Source organism: Alloalcanivorax xenomutans (assembly GCF_900217905.1).
GTDB lineage: Bacteria > Pseudomonadota > Gammaproteobacteria > Pseudomonadales > Alcanivoracaceae > Alloalcanivorax > Alloalcanivorax xenomutans.
Window position 1 is genome coordinate 125,370 of the sequence record NZ_OBMO01000006.1, and the last position, 19,449, is coordinate 144,818.

General features: G+C 62.3%; 18 protein-coding genes. 7 read left to right on the forward strand and 11 right to left on the reverse strand.

Annotation, left to right across the window (positions count from 1 at the left end; translation table 11 throughout):
* Positions 1-80: 80 nt before the first annotated feature.
* From CRO06_RS06355 to CRO06_RS06380, 6 genes are all read right to left on the reverse strand, one after another.
* Positions 81-848: a GGDEF domain-containing protein gene (locus tag CRO06_RS06355; protein ID WP_026948992.1), complete on the reverse strand. Its 768-nt coding sequence runs from the start codon at positions 846-848 to the stop codon at positions 81-83.
* A gap of 164 nt (positions 849-1,012) precedes the next feature.
* Positions 1,013-1,888 (reverse strand): GAF domain-containing protein, encoded by an 876-nt coding sequence (locus CRO06_RS06360; RefSeq protein ID WP_097058020.1) that lies wholly within the window; start codon positions 1,886-1,888, stop codon positions 1,013-1,015.
* Between the two features lie 347 nt (positions 1,889-2,235).
* A complete protein-coding gene (locus tag CRO06_RS06365; RefSeq protein WP_097058021.1) occupies positions 2,236-3,618 on the reverse strand; it encodes an alanine/glycine:cation symporter family protein in 1,383 nt (460 codons plus the stop codon).
* Between the two features lie 44 nt (positions 3,619-3,662).
* Entirely contained in the window at positions 3,663-4,655 is a 993-nt protein-coding gene (locus CRO06_RS06370) for a GlxA family transcriptional regulator (protein ID WP_022996688.1), read from the reverse strand.
* A 300-nt stretch (positions 4,656-4,955) separates the two neighbouring features.
* A complete protein-coding gene (locus CRO06_RS06375; RefSeq protein ID WP_218839875.1) occupies positions 4,956-7,295 on the reverse strand; it encodes a fatty acid cis/trans isomerase in 2,340 nt (779 codons plus the stop codon).
* A gap of 89 nt (positions 7,296-7,384) precedes the next feature.
* Positions 7,385-7,894 (reverse strand): DUF1643 domain-containing protein, encoded by a 510-nt coding sequence (locus tag CRO06_RS06380; RefSeq protein ID WP_097058023.1) that lies wholly within the window; start codon positions 7,892-7,894, stop codon positions 7,385-7,387.
* Positions 7,895-8,066: 172 nt separating this feature from the next.
* On the opposite strand from CRO06_RS06380, the gene CRO06_RS06385 reads away from it, so the two are divergent.
* Positions 8,067-8,276, forward strand: a complete 210-nt coding sequence (locus CRO06_RS06385; RefSeq protein WP_014993836.1) for a dodecin — start codon at positions 8,067-8,069, stop codon at positions 8,274-8,276.
* Positions 8,277-8,326: 50 nt separating this feature from the next.
* On the opposite strand, the gene CRO06_RS06390 is transcribed toward CRO06_RS06385, so the two are convergent.
* From CRO06_RS06390 to CRO06_RS06405, 4 genes are all read right to left on the reverse strand, one after another.
* Positions 8,327-9,997: a DEAD/DEAH box helicase gene (locus CRO06_RS06390; protein WP_055100513.1), complete on the reverse strand. Its 1,671-nt coding sequence runs from the start codon at positions 9,995-9,997 to the stop codon at positions 8,327-8,329.
* A gap of 185 nt (positions 9,998-10,182) precedes the next feature.
* A complete protein-coding gene (locus CRO06_RS06395; protein WP_026948989.1) occupies positions 10,183-10,992 on the reverse strand; it encodes a DUF4198 domain-containing protein in 810 nt (269 codons plus the stop codon).
* A 40-nt stretch (positions 10,993-11,032) separates the two neighbouring features.
* On the reverse strand, positions 11,033-11,521 hold the full coding sequence (locus tag CRO06_RS06400; protein WP_097058024.1) for a DUF2271 domain-containing protein: 489 nt from the start codon (positions 11,519-11,521) through the stop codon (positions 11,033-11,035).
* A gap of 9 nt (positions 11,522-11,530) precedes the next feature.
* Positions 11,531-12,136 carry a PepSY-associated TM helix domain-containing protein gene (locus CRO06_RS06405; protein WP_097058025.1) on the reverse strand — a complete coding sequence of 202 codons (606 nt, stop codon included), beginning with the start codon at positions 12,134-12,136 and terminating at the stop codon, positions 11,531-11,533.
* Positions 12,137-12,305: 169 nt separating this feature from the next.
* Here CRO06_RS06405 and CRO06_RS06410 point away from each other — a divergent pair, with 169 nt between their 5' ends.
* The 3 genes from CRO06_RS06410 to CRO06_RS06420 all read left to right on the forward strand — a co-directional run bounded on the left by CRO06_RS06410 (position 12,306) and on the right by CRO06_RS06420 (position 16,425).
* On the forward strand, positions 12,306-13,016 hold the full coding sequence (locus CRO06_RS06410) for a response regulator transcription factor (RefSeq protein ID WP_097058026.1): 711 nt from the start codon (positions 12,306-12,308) through the stop codon (positions 13,014-13,016).
* The gene (locus CRO06_RS06415) at positions 13,016-14,362 is read left to right on the forward strand and encodes a sensor histidine kinase (protein WP_097058027.1); all 1,347 of its coding nucleotides are present in this window, start codon (positions 13,016-13,018) and stop codon (positions 14,360-14,362) included. The genes CRO06_RS06410 and CRO06_RS06415 overlap by 1 nt, the downstream gene beginning before the upstream one ends.
* 110 nt (positions 14,363-14,472) lie before the next feature.
* Complete coding sequence (locus CRO06_RS06420; RefSeq protein WP_097058028.1) at positions 14,473-16,425, forward strand: ligand-gated channel protein; 1,953 nt, start codon at positions 14,473-14,475, stop codon at positions 16,423-16,425.
* A gap of 94 nt (positions 16,426-16,519) precedes the next feature.
* On the opposite strand, the gene CRO06_RS06425 is transcribed toward CRO06_RS06420, so the two are convergent.
* On the reverse strand, positions 16,520-16,942 hold the full coding sequence (locus CRO06_RS06425; RefSeq protein WP_022996698.1) for a DUF4168 domain-containing protein: 423 nt from the start codon (positions 16,940-16,942) through the stop codon (positions 16,520-16,522).
* 232 nt (positions 16,943-17,174) lie between these two features.
* Between CRO06_RS06425 and CRO06_RS06430 the strand changes: the two genes are divergently transcribed.
* The 3 genes from CRO06_RS06430 (at position 17,175) to CRO06_RS06440 (ending at position 19,440) form a co-directional block, all read left to right on the forward strand.
* Positions 17,175-17,885, forward strand: coding sequence for a phosphoadenylyl-sulfate reductase (locus tag CRO06_RS06430; protein ID WP_022996699.1), 711 nt, complete (start codon positions 17,175-17,177; stop codon positions 17,883-17,885).
* Between the two features lie 83 nt (positions 17,886-17,968).
* The gene (locus CRO06_RS06435) at positions 17,969-18,913 is read left to right on the forward strand and encodes an RsmB/NOP family class I SAM-dependent RNA methyltransferase (protein WP_097058029.1); all 945 of its coding nucleotides are present in this window, start codon (positions 17,969-17,971) and stop codon (positions 18,911-18,913) included.
* Between the two features lie 113 nt (positions 18,914-19,026).
* Positions 19,027-19,440 (forward strand): hypothetical protein, encoded by a 414-nt coding sequence (locus CRO06_RS06440; protein ID WP_097058030.1) that lies wholly within the window; start codon positions 19,027-19,029, stop codon positions 19,438-19,440.
* Positions 19,441-19,449 lie beyond the last annotated feature (9 nt).

Consider the following 19,449-nt stretch of genomic DNA (forward strand, 5'->3'; position numbering starts at 1 on the left):
CATGTCATACAGCGACATGAAAAACGTCAGTTTGTTAATGATTGGTACCAGAAGGTTGTATTATGTATAGGTAATTAGGATTAGTTTTGGCCGGCGCGGTGACGGAGATCATTCCGGCTTTGATAGAGCGTGTAGTCGGCCTCATTCAGTAGAGCGTTCAGATTGGGGCCGGTGTTCTCCGTACTGGCCACCCCCAGGCGAACTTCAAACTGGAGGCTGTCCTCGATCCCCGGCACCTGCATGCTGGTGACCAGCGCGCGCAGGCCTTCCGCCATGTGGAGGGCATCGTGCTGGCTGGTATGAGGCAGTACCAGAAGGAACTGGGCGCCGTCGATACGTCCGAACAGGTCGCTTTCGCGAATCTTGTCCCGGATGCGGTCGGCGAATACCCGCAACAGGCGATCGGCGGCGCGGCGGCCATGACGGTCGGCCAGATCGGTGAAATCGGCGACATCCAAAAGTAAAACGGACACCACGTAATCGTGGCGCTGACTCAGGGACAGTTCGCGTTCCAACATGCCCAGCAAGTGCGGGCGATTGAACAAACCGGTGAGATGATCTTCGCGAACCTGCTGCTGAAGAACGCGATTTTCCCGTCGCAGGGAGGACAAGCGCAACAACAGCGGATAACCCAGAGGGGGAAGCAACAGCAGGGGAATCAACAAGGCCAGGCAGATCGCGGACAGCCAGTCCCGTTCGCCGGTAAGCAAGACACCGATGCTGGTGATCAGGGAGGACAGCAGCAAACCGCAAAAGGTAATCAGAGCGGTCATGCGTAAGGCATAAAAGCGGTCCCCGGCCCTGACCGGTGTCGGCGAATCCGAATGAGCACTATGAGCCGATGCCATGGTTTTCCCCCCAAAAAAATCGATTCTTTCCTGGAAGCTGAGAGTATCCGGTCAGGTGGGGACGGGTGCAAGTTCCCTGGAGGGAAGGACGCTTCGCTGGCGGGCAGGCTTTCCACCGCGCCTTGATTTTTCGCGGTGGAAAGCGGCTTGTTGGTGAACAGGCCTTAATGGACGGCGCTGTGTAACAGCACCTCGGGCTGAAGAACACTGGAATTAAGGAGCAGGCTTTCCGGCTCGCACACCACCGGCAGATCCTTGGCGGCGAGGGCATCAAGGATGCGCGCGCGCATGCGCAGGCTTTGCATTATCGAGGTTTCCGCGAGCAGTATCGCGAACTGGCCATGGCCGAGATAGGCCACCATATCCTGCTCACGCACCAGGGCGGCGAGGGAGTCGGCCAGCCGCTGGCGGCGGTCACACCGTTCCAGGCCGGTGCCGTGCAAACGCAAAATGGTGGCGCCGAGACCGTAGTCGCGGCAGCGCTGGCGTTCTTTTTCCAGAATCCGCGACCATCCAGTGACATCGAGAATGCCGGTATCCGGATCACGGCCATCATCTTCAAGAAAGTCACTGACCCTTTGCTGGTTGAGCAGGGAAAGGTTCCATGACAAGGCGGTTTCCAGGAGAAACGCCTGACGTTTCAAGGAAGGCAATAAGTGCTCGGCCAGATGGGGCTGCGGTTCCGGATCCAGCGCGCAAAGCACGGCAAGCAGGCGATCCCCGTCGCCGTACAGCGGCAGTCGCAGACAGGCTCCGACCTTCATCGGCCGATTCACCGGATAGGGCGGTGAATGGGCTTCGGCGTCCAGCAGTACGCCGGCATCGGTATGGGGTGGCGATCCGGTTCGGCCGCGGGTATCCGGCCATCTGAAGTGTTCGCCAATGGTCAAGGCATAGCCGCTGCCGTTACTGCGCAGCAGGCGCCAATCGTCGCCGGTTTTACGAATCAGCATCCACAGGGACAGGCCGTAACGTTCGCGCAGGTCCCGTAGCTGGGTGTCGACAAACCGATGGAATGAGTGTGTTTTCCCCCACAACATAATTAAACACCGCTTGATTGTGATATTTTTTGTATATTGTGGGGCGGGAACCACTTCCTGACAACCGTCACCTTCGGTCTCCGCGAAATGCCTGGCCCGGTGGCGGCGGTATTCCCCCCGCCAGCCGGATACTCGAAGCCGCGCCCCCCAAAATGCGTCGTGTTCATTCTCGAAGCCAAGGATCCGCCTGCCCCACAACACCCGTTTTACGTTCGGCACCGTTTGAGCCGCAAATATCGCCGTTCCTGGGAGCATTTCCCTGGAATCGGACGGGATAGTGACAAAAACGATCGCCTCCTGCGCCGGGCGGCATCACAACTTCCACGAAATGGGGATGCGCGCCGGCGCTAGCCGCTTCCCCCGGCGTCCTTACGGAAATAACGCCGCGCCGCCTGGTTCACCTTGGGTGCCAGCGCCAGAGAAGCGGTCATGGTGGGGATCGCCATGAGTGCATACATGGTGTCCACCACACTGATCACCGTATTCAGCGATGCAATGGCGCCGAGTACTATTAAAAAAAGGTAAAACCATACGTAATGATGCTGATGGCGGGCGCCGATCATGAATCCCAGGCATTTGCTGCCGTAGTACCAGAATGTCAGCACCGTGCTGAAGGCCAGCACACTCACCGTCAGTGCCATGACCACCGAACCGGCCTCGTCGAACAGGCTGGCGAAGGCGGCGGCGGTCAGCGAGACGCCGTCATTGTCGCCACTGGTCCAGACGCCGCTGATCAGAATCACCAAAGCGGTGCAGGTGCACACCACCAGGGTGTCGATGACCGGGCCGAGCATGGCCACCAGACCCTCGCTGACCGGTTCGCGGGTGCGGGCGGCGCCATGGGCCATGGCTTCGGTGCCGATGCCGGCCTCATTGGAGAACGCGGCGCGGCGGACCCCGGTGATGATCATCGCGCCAATGGCGCCACCGACCATCGCCTGACCGGTAAAGGCGTCGACGACGATCAGTTCCAGGGTGGGAAGGATCCGGTCGCCGTTGCTGATCAGCACCACGCCGGTGAGGCTCAGATAGCTGAGCACCATGGCCGGCACCAGGGTGGAGGTGACCCGGGCCAGGCGCGGCAATTTGCCGGCCACCACCCCCAGTACCAGGATCGCCAGCAACACCCCGAGTCCGAGGTCGAACCAGAAATGCTGGTCGTCGGTGGTCCAGCCGGCTGGCGTGGCGATTACGTCCCGTACCACCTGGACCAGTTGATTGACCTGGAAGATCGGCATGGTGCCGAGCAGGCCGGCGAAGGCGAAGAAGTAAGCCAGCGGACGCCAGCGCCGCCCCATGCCTTCGCGGATGATGTACATCGGGCCGCCCTGAAGCGTGCCTTCGCTGTCCTTGCCCCGGTACATCACCGCCAGGGTGCAGGTGTAGAACTTGGTGGCGATGCCGAGCAGGGCGCTCATCCACATCCAGAATATGGCGCCCGGACCGCCGGTGGCGATGGCGACCGCCACGCCCCCCACGTTGCCCATGCCCAGAGTGCCGGACAATGCCGTGCTCAGGGCCTGAAAATGGGACAGCGAGCCCTGGTCGTCATGGTCCGGTGGTTTGAGCAGCAGGCGCAGGCCCCGGCCGAGATGGCGATAGGGCAGCAGACGGGAATAAAGCAGGAAGAACAGGCCGCCGCCCACCAGCAAAGTGACCAGTGGCGGGCCCCAGACAAAGCCGACAATCTTCCCCAGTATCAGTTCGAGTTGTGATTCTGATTCATCCATGAAGCTTCACTTTAAGGAGTGAAGCTCCGAATTGCACGCCGGCGTCAGTCGCGCAGGGCGCCGACGCGGGCGAAACGCTGCCGGTAATGGCTTGGCGACAGGCCGGTGTGGCGTTTGAACAGGCGGGAGAAACTGCTCACGTCCTGATAGCCGACCTGCTCCGCCAGGGTGCCCAGATTGGTGGCGCCGCGCTCCAGCATCTTGCGTGAGGCCTCGATGCGCACCCGTTGCAAATATTGCAGGGGCGGCTCGCCAAGCGCGGCGATAAAGCGCCGCTGCAGCTGACGGGGGCTGAGGTGCACGCGCTGGGCCAGATCGGCCAGGGTGGTGGGCTCGGCATAGTGCTCATGCAGCCAGGACTGCACCTGCTGCACCTGCTCGTCGCGGTGATAGGTCTTGGCCGGCAGACCGGCGTAGATGCTTTGCGGGTCGTTGCGCACGTCGATGACGAACGACTTGGCCAGCTCCCGCGCCATGTCGGCGCCGCAATAGCGCTCCACCAGCAGGATGGTCAGGTCGCGCCAGGCGGTACCGCCGCCGGCACAGAAGATGTTGCCATCCCGGGTGATCAACTCGCGTTCGTTCAGGTTCACCTGCGGGTAACGCTGGCGGAACAACGGGCTGTAGCCCCAATGGGTGGTGGCGCGGCGTCCGTCCAGCAAGCCGGCTTCGGCGAGCAGGAAGGCGCCGGTGCAGTTGCTGGCCAGATCGGCGCCGCCGGCATGCAGGAAACGCAGCCATTCCAGGGTGTCCTGTTCCGCTTTGAGCACACTGGTAATCTCGTTGCCAATGGTGGGCACCAGCACCAGATCGCTGCTGTCCACCCGCTCGATGGCGTTATCCACCGCCAGTCTCAGCCCGGCGTTGCAGCGCACCGGCTGGCCGCCGCGGGAGACCACCTGAACCTTGAATTGCCGGTCCAGGGGCAGACCGTGGATGCGGTTCCAGGTCACGCCGGTGAGGTTGAGCAGATCCACCACCCCTGCCAGGGCGGAGGCGAAAACGCCGTCATAGGCCAGGACGCTGACTTGATACATTGTTGTCCTTGGTAGGTTTGTCGCAAATCACCATGAATAAGTCATAGGCGACAATACCAGCCCTGGAGGAAGGGTGCCATTATTAGTTTGATTACTCCTGAATCCTGTGGTCATGGCCGGTGCGACGTTGCCGGATGCCGGCGGTGATCCCCAACAGGCGTTGATTCAGTCGGGCCTTGCCCGCGCAAGTCGTATATCGTCATCAGGCTCGGGAGCCTGCTTCGCAGGCATGCTGTGACGGTACTTTAAGCCCCGGACCCCAGGTCCGGGGCTTTTTTTATGCACTGAACACGCGATCGCTTACAGATTCTGATAGCGGTTCAGGTCCAGCACTCCGGCCTGAGTCGGTTCATGTTCCCGCAAATAGTCCCCCAGATCGTCGAAATAATGCCAGAATTCAGGGTGGGTACGGCGCACGCCGAAACGCTGCACCAGCCGTTCGAAGCCACTCTCATCGCCGGCCCGCTCCATGGCCCGCACAAAGTCCTCCAACTCGCCCTCACGCAGATGGAACATGAAATTCGGATAGCTGGCGAGAACGCCGGGGTAAATCGTCACCGTGTCCAATTCGGGCTGATAGCGCAGTGATTCGCCCATCATGAACGCCACGTTGCTGTGGGCACGATTGCGCAGCAGTGTGTACACCGCCAGATCGCCGTCCTTGCCACGCACCTGCAGCAGGGACGCTTCCGGCAGGTGATCGATCACCGGCAGATCGTCGGCCCGCCGTGACGCCAGCACGCTGAGCGCCTGCTGCACGCGCTGTTCCAGACCGTTGGCGCCGGGCAGGGCGCAATGCTCGTCCTGGCAGCGATTCAGCGGGTCCGGGCGGGCATTGAGATGGGCGAAGCGGGTCAGCAACTGACCGTCGAATTCCTGCTTGGGCGTGCTGGTGCCATAGTCGATGCCGGTGGGCGTGTCGGTATCGACGCTGGCATAGCTGATAAACAGCTTGAGCTTGCCGGTGTGCTGGTACCAGTCATCGAGTACCGGCTTGCGCGCCGCCGCCGGCAGGTAACGCAGCATGTTCTGTTCGGCGCCGTTGCGGATCAGGTCGAAATACAGGCGGGTCTGGGCCTGATGGGAGACCGAGCCGAACACGTCGAAATTCACCACCAGGGCATAGTAGGTGCGCTCGAACAGCGGGTAATCCATGACCCAGGTGGTCAGGGGCAGGTCGCCGATCAGACCGCGTCGCACCGAGGCGCTGTCATGATGGCGGAAAATGGTCAGCAACGCGTTGCTGTTATCACCATCGCCGTCCCAGAGTGTTTCCCAGGTGGGGCCGCCGGGCGCGTGCCGGGCGTAAGCCTGCTGACGTTCGCGCAGGTAGCGATTGCGTTTGTGCTTGTACTTGAACCATTGCGGGCCCAGCGAAATCAGATCGTCGTGCTGACCGGGCAGGCCCAGTAGCGGCGTTGCCTGGCGTTGATAGTCGGCATTGTCCACATAGAGGTCATGGTCCGGATCCTGGAACACCGCCCAGAACTGGTCGCGGATCACGTCGGTGGCGATTTGTCCCCGGCATACCGGGCCACGAATAAAGGTGCGGACGAAGTACTCGGCGTCATCCAGCATGATCTGGTACCGGGCACGGGCGGGAATGGCCTGGAACGTTTCGAAGGGATTGGCGCGGGCATCGGCGTCATAGTCGGGCAGTGTTTCCAATTCCCACGGCGTATCGAAGAACAGGGACTCCATGCGCTCGCGTTTGGCGTCGTTGAGCGCGTAGGTAATGTGGGTCTTGTGGATGATGGTCTCGGTGATCGGCCGCAACCGGTACCAGAACGGACCGCCGGGATCGCCGTTGGGCCGGCGTGTGGCCACCGGCGCTATCGGTTCGCCCGGAGGGGTGTGCGAACGCACCAGAGAAAAGAAGAGCCGTGGGCGGTTGGGGCCGTGGTTATCGAAATAAAGATGGGCCAGGAACAGGTGCTCGTAAACCCAGCGGGCGACCAGACGCTGGCGCGGACGGTCCCGGTTAAGCCAATCCTCCCAGGCCTGGATCCGGCTTTGCTCCTCCAGCGTCAGCTTCACCGGTGTGGCTTGCAGCGGCGCGCCCTGGGCCAACCAGCGTGTCAGCAGATCGAATTCCCGATCGCTCAGCGCCGGCAGGCCCAGTGGCATGCCTTCCAACGGGTGCTCGCGGGCGTAGTCCGCCATGTCCTCCGGCGCCGGACAAACGTTGGCGCGCCCCAATCCCAATTGAATGTCCTCGGGCAGCTTGCTGTTTGGCTCGAAGCGCTGGTGCTGGCCCAGTACCAGCATCTGATAAAGCAGCCCCTCGTCCATGGTCTGGCTGCCTTCCAGCACCGAGAAGAAACCGCGGTTACGCCATTCGCCGGAGCTGCCGGCGTCGATGAACAGGCGCGAAGGCGTGGCCGCCGAAGTGCGCTGGCCGTTATACACCGGCGTCTGGCTGGCGCCCCGGGCCAGCCCTTCCGGTGATTCCAGTTTCAACTGGCAAGGGGCGTCATAACAGCCGTGGCAGGCGATACAGCGCTGCTCCAGGACGGGTCTGACCTGCTGCTGAAAGGAAACCGGCTGTGCCGATCCGGAGGAGGGCGCGGCCACGCCGATACTGATCAGAGGCACAAAAAAAGCCATGGCTCTCAACAGAGCCTTTTGCAAACTTGCCACCTGGGTTCCCTCCGGTCGTGATTCGGTCGTCGCTCTCCGGCAGTCTAGCGGATCGGAATATTGCCTGACCACGGTGACGAAAACGTAAATCAGCGGCGGCCGGGCCGATCGGGCCGGTTGGCAGGGATAACCGGTGGCATCGGAATCGGCCTGAGTGTTTTCGGCAGGTAGAGCGGGTGAGCGGGTTCCCCCGAGCCGTTCATGCGCAGACAGTGCAGGGCGTCGCCGAGACGGGCGCGCACCTGGGCGGCGCGATTGCCATGGCGGCCATGATTGCCCCAGCCGGCCACCACCAGGCTGGCGTCGCGGGCCAGCTTGCTCAGCCACTGGTCGTTGCGTGGCCCCACCGGATCGTCGGCGGCGAACAGGTCGCTCGGATAAGTGGCCCGATAGGCGAACAGGTTGGCCACGCACAGCGCTGAATAGCCCCAGTCCCGGGCAAAGCCGATGCAGCGGCGAATGGTCGGGTCATCGCGGCGGTGATCGGCGGTGGACGGGTTCAGCGCCACCAGCAGCACATAGTCATCGCCCTCGGCCCAGCGGCGCCAGAGGGCATAGCGGTATTGGCGGCAGCGGGAAAAATGGGCGCTTCGTTGCACGGCGGGTGGGGCGGTCGGCTTCGAGGGGAGACGATTATAGCGTCCGCGGGCAAGGGTGCCGAATCTGGGATCCGGTTGGTGTTTTATCTTTGACCCACGGGCCTGTCAGGGCTCACTCTGAAAGAGAACAGATCGTGTAATCAGGCCTCAACAAGCATTGAAGGAGGACCTTATGAGCGAGCATGTATATAAGAAGCTGGAACTGGTTGGTTCATCCAAGGACAGCATCGAAGGCGCGATTCATAACGCCATCGCCGCCGCCGGCAAGAGCGTCAAGAACGTGGAATGGTTCGAAGTCCGGGAGACGCGCGGCCATGTGGAAAACGGCAAAGTCGCCCATTTCCAGGTGGTGGTGAAGGTGGGCTTTCGAGTTGACGTCTGAGCTGGCCTGAAGCACACGCCAACGGAACAATCCGTTGGCGTGTGTCGGCGTCAGAGGGCTTCCAGCGACAGCGGCCGCTGACAAACGCGGGTGCGCTTGAGAATGTTCAGCTGCTTGGCGGTGAGATCCTGCGGCAGCGCCACGGTGCTGTGTTCCTGATGAATGCGGATGGCGCCGATCAGGCGGCTCGGCAGACCCGCTTCGTTGGCGATGGCGCCGACCAGATTGCCCGGCCGTACGCCGTGGGCGTGGCCCACTTCCACCCGGTAAACCTGCATGTCTCCGTTGGCGTCGCCGTCGCTGCCGGCGGTACGGCGGCGATTGTTGGCCGGCCGGCCTTCCTTGCGCGGATGGTCCTTGCGAGGGCCCTCTTTGTGAGCGCGCGGCGGTTTGCCCACCGGGGCCGGCTTGAGAATCACCGGCTCCTTGGCCACCAGCAGCGCCGCCAGGCCCAGAGCCAGCTTTTCATCGTCCAGATCCAGCTGTTCGCGCAGGGCGCTCAGTACCGTCTCCGCCTCTTCGCGATGTTTGCTTTCCAGGCCCGCCACCAGCTGCTCCTGCAGCTTGGCCAGACGCTTGCTGTTAAGCGCGTCGACGCTGGGCAGGTCCATGGATTCCAGGCTCTGGCCGGTGGCACGCTCAATCGCGCGTAACATGCCCCGCTCACGGTGCGACACGAACAGGATCGCTTCGCCGTTACGTCCGGCCCGGCCGGTACGGCCGATCCGGTGCACATAGGCTTCGGTGTCGGCGGGCATGTCGTAGTTGATCACGTGGCTGATACGCGGCACGTCCAGGCCACGGGCCACCACGTCGGTGGCGATCAGCAGATCAAAGCGGCCTTCACGCAGGCGGGCCACGGTTTTTTCCCGCTGCGCCTGGGGGATATCGCCGTTCAGGGCTTCCGCGCGCAGGCCCCGGCGTTGCAGTTGCTCGGCCAGCTCCAGGGTGGACTGCTTGGTGCGGGCGAAGACGATGACGCCGTCGTGGGGCTCGCCTTCCAGGATACGGCACATGGCGTCCAGCTTGTTGAGGCCGGAGACCGGCCAGAAGCGCTGGCGGATGCCGTTATTGGTGGTGGTATCGCTTTCGATGCGAATCCACTTCGGTGACTTCAGATGGCGCTCGGCCACGCGCCGGATCACATTCGGCATGGTGGCGGAAAACAGCGCCAGCTGCCGCTCGTCCGGGGTGTGTTCCAGGATCCATTCGACGTCGTCGATGAAGCCCATGCGCAGCATTTCGTCGGCTTCGTCCAGCACCAGCGCCTGCAGACGATCCAGGTTCAGACTGCCGCGCTGCATGTGATCCATGATCCGGCCAGGGGTGCCCACCACCACCTGGGCGCCGTCTCGCAACGCGCGCAATTGGGTGCGGTATTCACTACCGCCGTATACCGCCACGACCTTAACGCCGCGCAACTGGCGGGCGAAGGTTTCCATGGCGTCGGCCACTTGCAGGGCCAGTTCGCGAGTGGGGGCGATCACCAGCAGCTGTGGGCAACGCTGCTCTGGATCGATACGGGCGAGCAACGGCAGGCCGAAAGCGGCGGTCTTGCCGGTACCGGTTTGTGCTTGGCCGAGCAGATCATCGCCGTCCAGCAGGACGGGGATGCTACGCTCCTGGATCGGCGATGGGGTTTCAAAACCCAGTTTGCCGATGGCATCAAGAAGGGGCGCGGGCAAGCCCAAAGCGGCGAACCCGGAATCGCTATGCAACATGAAGGGGACCTTTCAGTGAAAAGGACGCAGGCCAGTATGGCGGGGGGCGTGGACTATACGGTAAATGGCGGGAGAATGCATCTTTTTCTTTGTCGGCACGCCTGCATGGGGAGGATCGCTCCCACAGCGGCTTTGTAAAACCCGCTGTGGGAGCTGCCCTGGCAGCGAATAGCGTGTGGTTGGCCTTACAGCGGCAGCACCTCGAACGTGCCCAGGTACTCCAGGCGGCGCCGTTCGGCCTGTTTGTGGCTGACGTTCTGGTCGCTGGCTTCCGCCTCCAGGAAGAAGCGGCCGGCGTGGGGCCATTCGATCGCCACTTCGCCGTTGTCGTCGCTGGTGACGGTCCAGTCTTGCTGGGCGTCGCGGTAGCGGGTGCCGGCGGGCAGCAGATGAACCTCCAGGCCGGCGGCGGGCTTGCCGTCGACGACGAAGCGGAAGCGCGCGGTTTCACCGCTGTAGAGATCGTTAGGATGGGTCACCGGCACCAGTTCCAGGCCCTTGCCGGTGGGTTTCAGCGCGGCGGTGTCGGGGGCGCCGACGGAGGCGAAGGTCTCGATGCGGCTGACCGATTCCAGCAGGCGCACTTTGTCGGCGCCTTTCGGCACCTTCTTCAGCAGTGCCTCGGCATCCTCGCCGAACAGCCGCTTGCGTTCGCCGTCCTGCTCGAAGAAGGCGAGGAAGAAATGGCCCGGCAGGGCAATGCGATAGCTGCCGGTTGCCGCCAGATTGACGTCAAATACGCTGCGCCGGTGCATCTCCAGAAGATGATCGGTTTCCGCCGCCTTGCCATCGGGGCCGGTGACTTGCAGGCGTTCCAGGGAATAAGCGCGATCCGGGTAGAAGATGTCGTTGGAAACGCTGGCGTCGACGCTGATCCATTGCGCTTCGGAAACCACGGTATGGGTCGGCAGCAGCCAGCGCTTGTGGGCCTGGGCGGCGGGGGAGAGCAGTAGCAGCGCGGAGACCGCGGCGGCGGCCAGGGAAACGGGTTTCATGGTTTGGCTCCTGTCAATGCCGGTATTTAAAGGGAAAGAGCTAAGGAGTAAGGGTCAGAGTGACGTCATGCAGTTCTTCCGTGCCTTCGGCACGGAGCTGTTGGGCGCTGGCGGGAGGCCATTGGAACGGAATCCGTACTACCTCGCGGCCCCCCACTTCGCGGGCGGCCTCCACCACCAGTTGGTAGTCGCCTGCAGGCAGTTCGGCCATCGCCGGCAGCTCGGAAAAGTCCACGCTGTGCTTGCCCGGCGAACGGGTGGCGCCGGTGAGGCCGTCATAAGGGGCGCTTTGCGAGCGGCCGGTGCGGCGCCACCACTGGCGCAGGTCCTTGAGCCATTTTTCCTGGTCGTCGTACCAGAGTCCCAGTGGGGCGGCCACGGTGTTTTCCGGCGTCTCGATCCAGAACGCCACATAGGGCGCGTGGTATTCCGCCACCCGCAACCGTGGCACTTCCACTTCCACTTGGAACTGGGCAGCCTCGGCGGCGAAGGCCAGGGCGGACAGCATTACTATCGGGATCAAACGCATGACCATCTCCTAATGCATGAAAAAGGCAATCAGCAACCACGGCAGCACCAAGCCAAGCGCCGTGACCGGCCAGGTGGCCGGACGCCGGCGGGAATGCAGGAACATCAGAGCCAGGCCGGTGAAGGCGAACAGCAGGGTGGCGACGGCGAAAATATCGATGAACCAGCGCCATACGGTGCCAGTGTCGCGGCCTTTGTGCAGATCATTGAGAAAAGCAATCCAGCCACGGTCGGTGTTTTCGTAAAGCACCTCGCCACTATTTCGATCTATGGCCAGCCAAGCGTCACCGCCGGCCCGGGGCATGGCCAGATACACCTCCTGGCCGGACCATTCCGCCTCGCGGTCGTTCACGTCGATGCCCTGATCCCGCCTCAGCCAGTCCCGCAGTGGCCGGGGCAGGGCGCCTTGATCCTGGCGGTTCAATTCGGCCAGCAACGGTTCGGGCAAGGTCGCGGTCAGCTCTTCCACTTTGGGTTCGCCGTCGATCTGGGTGGCATGGTTGAGGGTGATGCCGGTGATGCTGAACAGCACCATGCACACCAGGCACAGGGCCGAACTGACCCAGTGCCATTGGTGAAGCTGCTTGAGCCAACGCGCTTTTGCTTTCTTGTCCAAGCCGGAGATCTTCCACTGCCTTGGGATTGGGGATGGAGGCCATGTTATTGCGAATGGTTCGCACTAACAATGAAAGGCACGGGTAAAGAATGTAAGTAGGGAACCTTGCGGCGAAATCAGGGACGAACCAGCCATTCCCTTTGTGAATGATAATTCTTATTCTTTACAAATGACTGCGATATCCCCCTGCCCGGCCCGTCTTCTGGTGATCGAGGACGACGCCGTGCTATGCACCCATTTACAGGACTTTCTGGCCTCCCGGCAGCACCAGGTAACGGTATGCCGCGACGGCCGGGCTGGCTTGCAACAAGCGCTGGACCAGCCGTTCGACCTGGTGTTGCTGGACATTCTGTTGCCCGGCATGAATGGCCTCGACTTGCTGGCGGAGCTGCGTCAGCGCAGCGGCGTTCCGGTGATCGTGCTGTCCGCCCTGGGCGATGAGCAGGATCGTATCAGCGGTCTGATGAAAGGAGCCGACGACTATTTGCCCAAGCCCTTCAGCTCCGCCGAGCTGGCGGTGCGGGTGGAAGCGGTATTACGGCGGGTGACGCTGGAGCGGCGCCAGAGCCAGGGCGTGGCGCCGGTGGGCGCTCTGGTCCTGCGCACCGAGGATGAAACCGCTTGGTACCGGGAGGCCGATCTGGGGCTGACCACCACGGAGTTCCGTCTGCTGCGGGTGTTCCTGGAACATCGTGATCAGGTGCTGAGCAAGGCTTTTCTGTATCAGGCGGTGTTGCATCGCGGCTATGGCCGTCATGATCGCAGCCTTGATCTGCACGTCAGCCATCTACGTCGCAAGCTGCGCGATGTCGGCATGGCGGAACAACCGCTGCGCACGGTCTGGGGCCAGGGCTACACCCTGGTGTCCGAGGCGCTGTAATGCCCGGCCGTCATTCCCTGTTCTGGCGCCTTGCCCTGGTGTTGTGTCTGAGCGCGGTGGTGATCGTGGCCTGCAGTCGCTGGGTGACGATCTGGGTGGCCAACCAGGTGGTGCTGCTCAGTGATCAGGCCAAGGCGGAAATGCTGGGCTATGCCCATGAGGCGGAAGCGGCCTGGCGGGCGGGCGGCGAGCAGGGCGTGGCCGCCTGGCTGGCGGAGCTCGGCCAGCGGGTGCCGGGGGAGGCCATGGTGGTGGACACTGCCGGACGCTCTCTGAGTGGCACCCCGCTCACCGACAACCAGATCGCCGGCTTTCGTTTTCAGCGCGAGCTGGATTGGCGCATGAGCTTCCGCTACCGCGAAATGCCGTTCATCGGCATGCCGTTTCCCGGCGCGCCGGACCAGGGCCGCCTGGTAATGCAGTTACCGCCGGAACACATGCCCGGTGGGGCCTGGCCGCTGCAACGCACCCTGATTCTGACCTTGCTGCCCGGCATCATGGCGCTGCTGGCGGTGATTCTGATCTATTGGCGCATCATGGTGCCGTTGCGGGCGCTGGAAGCCCAGGTGCACCGCTTCCGCGACGAGCCCGCGTCGCGGGTGGAAACCACCCTTACCGAACGGCGTGACGAATTCGGGGAACTGGGGCGCAGTTTCAACAGCATGGCGGAACGGGTGTCCGGTTTGCTGGCAAGCCAGCGGCAGCTTCTGCATGACATGTCCCACGAGCTGCGCACGCCTCTGAGCCGGTTGAATGTGGCGCTGGACAGTCCGCTGGACGAACCGGCCCTGCGCCAGCGGGTCGCCACGGAAGTGGACAAGATGCGCACCCTGGTGGACGACACCCTGGCCCTGGTGTGGCACGACACCGAACAACGCGGCTCGGAAACCGGTCCGTTGTCGGTACGGGAAATCTGGGATCTGGTGGTGGACGACGCCGCCTTTGAAAGCGGCTGGGATCCGTTGCGGTTCCGTTGCCAGTTGCCCGAGCACGCCATGGTGCTCGGCAACCTCAATGACTTCGCGCTGACCCTGGAAAACCTGGTGCGCAATGCCATTCGCCATTCCCCGGTGAACGGCGAAGTGGTGCTGCACGGGAACCGGGAAGGGCAATACTGGCACCTGTGGCTGGCGGACCAGGGACCGGGGGTACCGGAGGAACGCCTGGAGTCGATCTTCGCGCCGTTCGTGCGTCTGGACCCGGCCCGCACCACCGACAGCGGTTTCGGTCTGGGGCTCAGTATCGCGCGCCGTGCGGTGATCCGGCAGGCCGGCGAGTTGTGGGCGGAGAATGGCCACCCCGGTCTGCGCGTGCATGTGCGTCTGGCGGCGGCCGGAAATGTATAAAGTGTAATCCTGCCTTTTTCATCAAATAAGAATCTATATCATTCCTGTTCGCACTTTTACGTCCGGGATCGGGTCTTTGGACGCCATTGGGAAATTGCGGGAGTTCAGGAATGAAATTACGTTGTGCCTTGACCGGGGTGGTACTCGGCTTGGGGGCGGGATCGGTTTTCGCCGATGACACCGTCAACCAGATCGAACGGGTCACGGTGACCGCCGCGGGACGCATCCAGCAGTTGGAAGATGCGCCGGCTTCGATCAGCGTTATTGATCGCGAACAATTGGAACAACGCTTCTACAAGGACGCCACCGATGCGCTGCGGGATATCCCTGGTGTCATCGTTACCGGCGGCGGTTCCGGCGACAACGGCAACGACATCGTCATGCGCGGGATGCCGGCTCAATACACGCTGATCCTGGTGGACGGCAAACCGGTGTCCTCCCGGGAAAGCCGCCCCAACGGCAGCGCCGGTTTCGAACAGGACTGGCTGCCGCCGCTGCAGGCCATCGAGCGTATCGAAGTCGTGCGCGGTCCCATGTCCACGCTGTACGGCTCCGACGCCATTGGCGGCGTGATCAATATCATCACCCGCAAGGTCGCCGAGGAGTGGGGCGGCGGCATGCAGCTGGATGCCATTATTCAGGACGACTCCCGTTCCGGCGATCAGCAACAGGCGAACTTCTTTCTCAATGGCCCGCTGAAAAAAGACCTGTTGGGTTTGCAGCTTTCAGGCAAGTTCAGCAATCGTGATGAAGACCGCTTCGCTTATGGTTTCGAGGATAAAAGTCTGCGCAGTCTCAACGCCAAGCTGGCGTTCACGCCCACCGCTGATCACGACTTCACCCTGGAAGCCGGCGAAACCCGTCAGCGTCGGCGGGGACACGTGGGTGAGAGCGTGGACCCGGACGGTTGCCGTGGCCCCTGTACCGATAACGACGATGAGTTCCGCCGTGAAGTGCTGGCGCTGACCCACACCGGCCGTTGGGCCATCGGCACTTCCGACAGCTATGTACAGCGGGAAGAAAGCGAAAACGAAAGCCGCGAGATGACCATCACCAACACCACCGCCAAGAGCAGCCTGATGGTGCCGCTGGGGGATCATATGCTGACCCTGGGCGCGGACTTCGAAAAGGAAGAGCTGTCCGACAAGACGTCGAACCGCATCTCCGACCTTACCCGGGTGGACAGCTCCAAATGGGCGATGTTCGTGGAAGACGAATGGATGCTGCCGTACAACGTGAGCCTCACCGGTGGTGTGCGTTTGGACGACGACGAAAATTACGGCAGCCAGGTCAGTCCGCGACTCTATGCGGTATGGGGCTTCGCGCCGCGCTGGACCATCAAGGGGGGCGTTTCCACTGGTTACCGTTCGCCGAACCTGCGCGAAATCACCCCGGGGTGGGGACAGGTGAGCCGGGGCGGCAACATTTACGGTAACCCGGATCTGGAGCCGGAAACCTCGCTGAACAAGGAACTGGGCCTGTACTTCAATGCCGGCCGCGCTCTCACCGCAAGCCTTACCGTGTTCCATAACGACTTCGAGGACAAGATCACCCGGGTCACCTGCCCGGTGAGCATCTGTACCGATGGGGCCAACGACTGGGGCTCCGATCCGACTTACCGCATCAACGTGGACGAGGCGGTGACCAAAGGGGTGGAAGCCACCCTGGCCACCACCCTGTGGCGCCAACTGGATCTGACCTTCAGCTACACCTACACCGACTCCGAGCAGAAGTCCGGCGAATACAAAGGGCAGCCGTTGACCCAGATTCCGGAACACCTGGCGTCCCTGCGGGCGGACTGGCGCGCCACCGATCGGGTATCGCCCTGGGCGTCGGTGCATTATCGCGGCAAGGAAAGTCAGCCGGTGAGCACGCCTTCAGGCAGCGACATTATCGCGCCGTCGAATACGCTGGTGGACGCCGGTGTTGCCTTCCAGCTGTCACCGCAAACCACGTTGAATGCGGGTATCTATAATCTGGCCGACAAAGACATCTCCTACGATGAATACGGCTACGTGGAAGACGGCCGCCGCTACTGGCTGGGCATGAGAGTGACGTTCTGACCTAAGGCGCACGTCTGAAGGTGGAACCAAAAACAAAAGGACCGGCATTCGCCGGTCCTTTTGGGTTATGGACGTTGCGTTCCGGGCAGAGCCGTTACTGGGACTCGATGCGCTGGCGCAATTCGTTGTCGTACTGGGCCAGTTGCGCGATCTGGTTGTACTGCTGCACATCCATGCCGCTGTCTTGTACCGCCTGTACCATCTCCTGTTGCGCCTCCTGCTGTATTTCCATGGCTTTCTGCGGATCCTGGGCACTTTCCTGCAGCTTGCCCTGGTACTCCTGCTTGATGTCGTTCACCTTGCCCTGGGCCTCGGCGAAGCGTTGCACATCCTGATCGGAAATGTCGGCGCTTTGTGGCATGGCGCCTTGCTGTTGCGGAGCCTGCTGCGCGGCTCCGGCCGGTGGCGCCGCCGGGTTTTCGGTGGTGTGCTGTTGCGCCAGCGCGAGGCTGCTGGCGCCTGTGGCCAGAACAAAGGTGGCCACTGCGACCATCGGGCCCTTGAACGAAGCTTTCATGGTGTTTCCTCCTGATTGCTTCCGTGACAACGGCATGCTTTCCAGGCATGCCACTGAAGAGTCCGACAGCGATCACAACGAAGGTTCGATGGACGTTTCCGGAATGTGACGGGCTTATCTTTTATATTTCAGTTAGGTATAAAAGTAGCACTATTTATTTCTTTATAATGTGTCCAGCGCCCTTATCATGGCCACTCCAGATACCTAAAGCGACTTGAGGTACAGCGACGTCATGGGCAATGCACAACTGATTACACGGGTAGGCGACAACAGCGCCGGTCTGTCCCGGGATACCCTTGCCGACCTGAACCGGATCTACCGTTCGCTGAGTTTCGCCGAGCGCATCCGCCGCGTGTATCAGGATTTCGCCCCGGACCGGATCATGGTGACGTCGTCCTTCGCCGCTACCTCCGCGTACTTTTTGCATATCATTTCCACCATCCGGCCGGAACAGAAGGTGCACTTCATCGATACCGGGTACCACTTCCAGGAGACCCTGGATTACAAGGATTACCTGATCAAGCGCTTTGATCTGGATGTCATCGACGTGACCCCGGATCCGCAGCACCACGAAGTGTCCCAGCAGGAGCGCATGTGGGAAACCGACCCGGATCTGTGCTGCCAGGTGAACAAGGTGGCACCGCTGGAAGAGGCCAAGGAGAACTACGACCTGTGGATTTCCAGCCTGATGTCCTGGCAGACCGAGCACCGCGCCGGCCTGGAGATCTTCGAGGAGCGTCGCGGCATGATCAAATTCAACCCGATGATCGACGTGACCCGGGAAGAGCGTGACGCCTACATCGCCGAACACGACCTGCCGTTCCACCCGCTGGTCAAGGAAGGGTATCACTCCATCGGCTGCAGCCACTGCACCTGGAAAGGCGAGGGCCGCGAAGGCCGCTGGCAGGGCAAAGCCAAAACCGAGTGCGGTATCCACTTGTAACCGGCCGCGCCGCCGCACTGGCGGCCTGGTAAAAGCGTCGCTAAAGTAACGGCATTCTCGGATGCCGTTACTTTTTTTTTGCCATGCTCCCCGCGGAATTTGTTCAACGTTTTGACCAGCTCTGTCCCTCCCATCTCAAGGCCGCGGCCTGGGATTCCTTCGAACAGCCCAAGTGGACCAGCTTTCGCGTCAACCGTCTCAAGGCGGATGAAGACAGCGTGTGCCGGGACTTGCGCACCGCCGGTCTGCAACTGGATGCGGTGGATTGGGCCCGTGATGAAGGGATCGCCGCCTGGCAAGTGCCGCCGGAACAACGCGAGGCGCTGACCCACAGCGCGCCGGCGGAAAGCGGCGACATCTACATCCAGAGTCAGTCCAGTATGCTGGCGCCGCTGTTGTTGGCGCCGAGGCCCTGTGAGCGGGTGCTGGACCTGGCCGCCGCCCCGGGCGGCAAGACCGTGCTGCTGGCGGAACTGATGGAAAACGAAGGGGCGATCAGCGCGGTGGAGCCGGTCAAGGGCCGCTTCTTCCGGCTCAAGGCCAACCTGGAGCGGGCCGGTGTCAGCAACACCCGCGCCTACCTCAAGGACGGCCGGGCGGTGGGCTCCCTCAAGCCGGCTACCTTTGACCGCGTGTTGCTGGACGCGCCCTGTTCCTCGGAGAGCCGGTTTCGGGCGGATGATCCGGCTTCCTATCGGCACTGGACACCGCGTAAGGTGAGCGAGTGCGCCCGCAAACAGAAGCGCCTGATCCTCAGCGCTTTTGACGCGCTCAAGGCCGGTGGCAGTCTGCTTTATTGCACCTGCTCCTACGCCCCGGAGGAGAACGAAATGGTGGTGGCGCACCTGCTGCGTAAGCGGGAGGGGGCGCGAGTGCGGCCGCTAAACCTGGCGCTGGACAATCTCACCCCGGGGCTGACCCGGGACAACAAGCAACGGCCCTTGCCCGACGCTTGTGCCGATACCCTGAGAGTGTGGCCCAACAGCCGCATGGACGGCTTCTTTCTCGCCCTGGTGGACAAAGGCTGAACGGCGGCGGTTACCCTGTTTTACGGTTGCGACCGCCATTTTCGGGCAACTTGTTCTGTTCCCACGGGTCTATGCCTGAGTGGTTGTACCAGGACGAACGGAAAAGGATGACGATGAGACGCATTATTAAGCCCTTGTTGGCGTTGTTGTTGCTGGCGGGGCTGGTGGCGGTGTTTCTGTGGCGCAATGCCAGCACCCCCGAACCGGTGGACGGCCTGGCGGTGGCCGTCGACCAGGACGGCGACACCGAGGTGATGCGGGTAATTCTGCATGACGCCGATCAGCGGGTCCGCTGGCAGGGCAAGGGCGATAACTATCTGGTGGACGCGCGCCGGGACGGTGGCGATGTCTACCATCTGATCGTGGTGATGGTGGACGAGCGCAAACGCTACCGGGTCAACTCCACCGTTCGTCTGGAGCCCGGCAGCCGCACCGTGGTGGCCAACTTTGGCCCGGAAACCCGGGTCAGCCAGGAAGGCAAGGTCCAGATCAGCGGCGGTCGCCGGATCATCGTCGAGCTGCGCTGATCCGGGCGG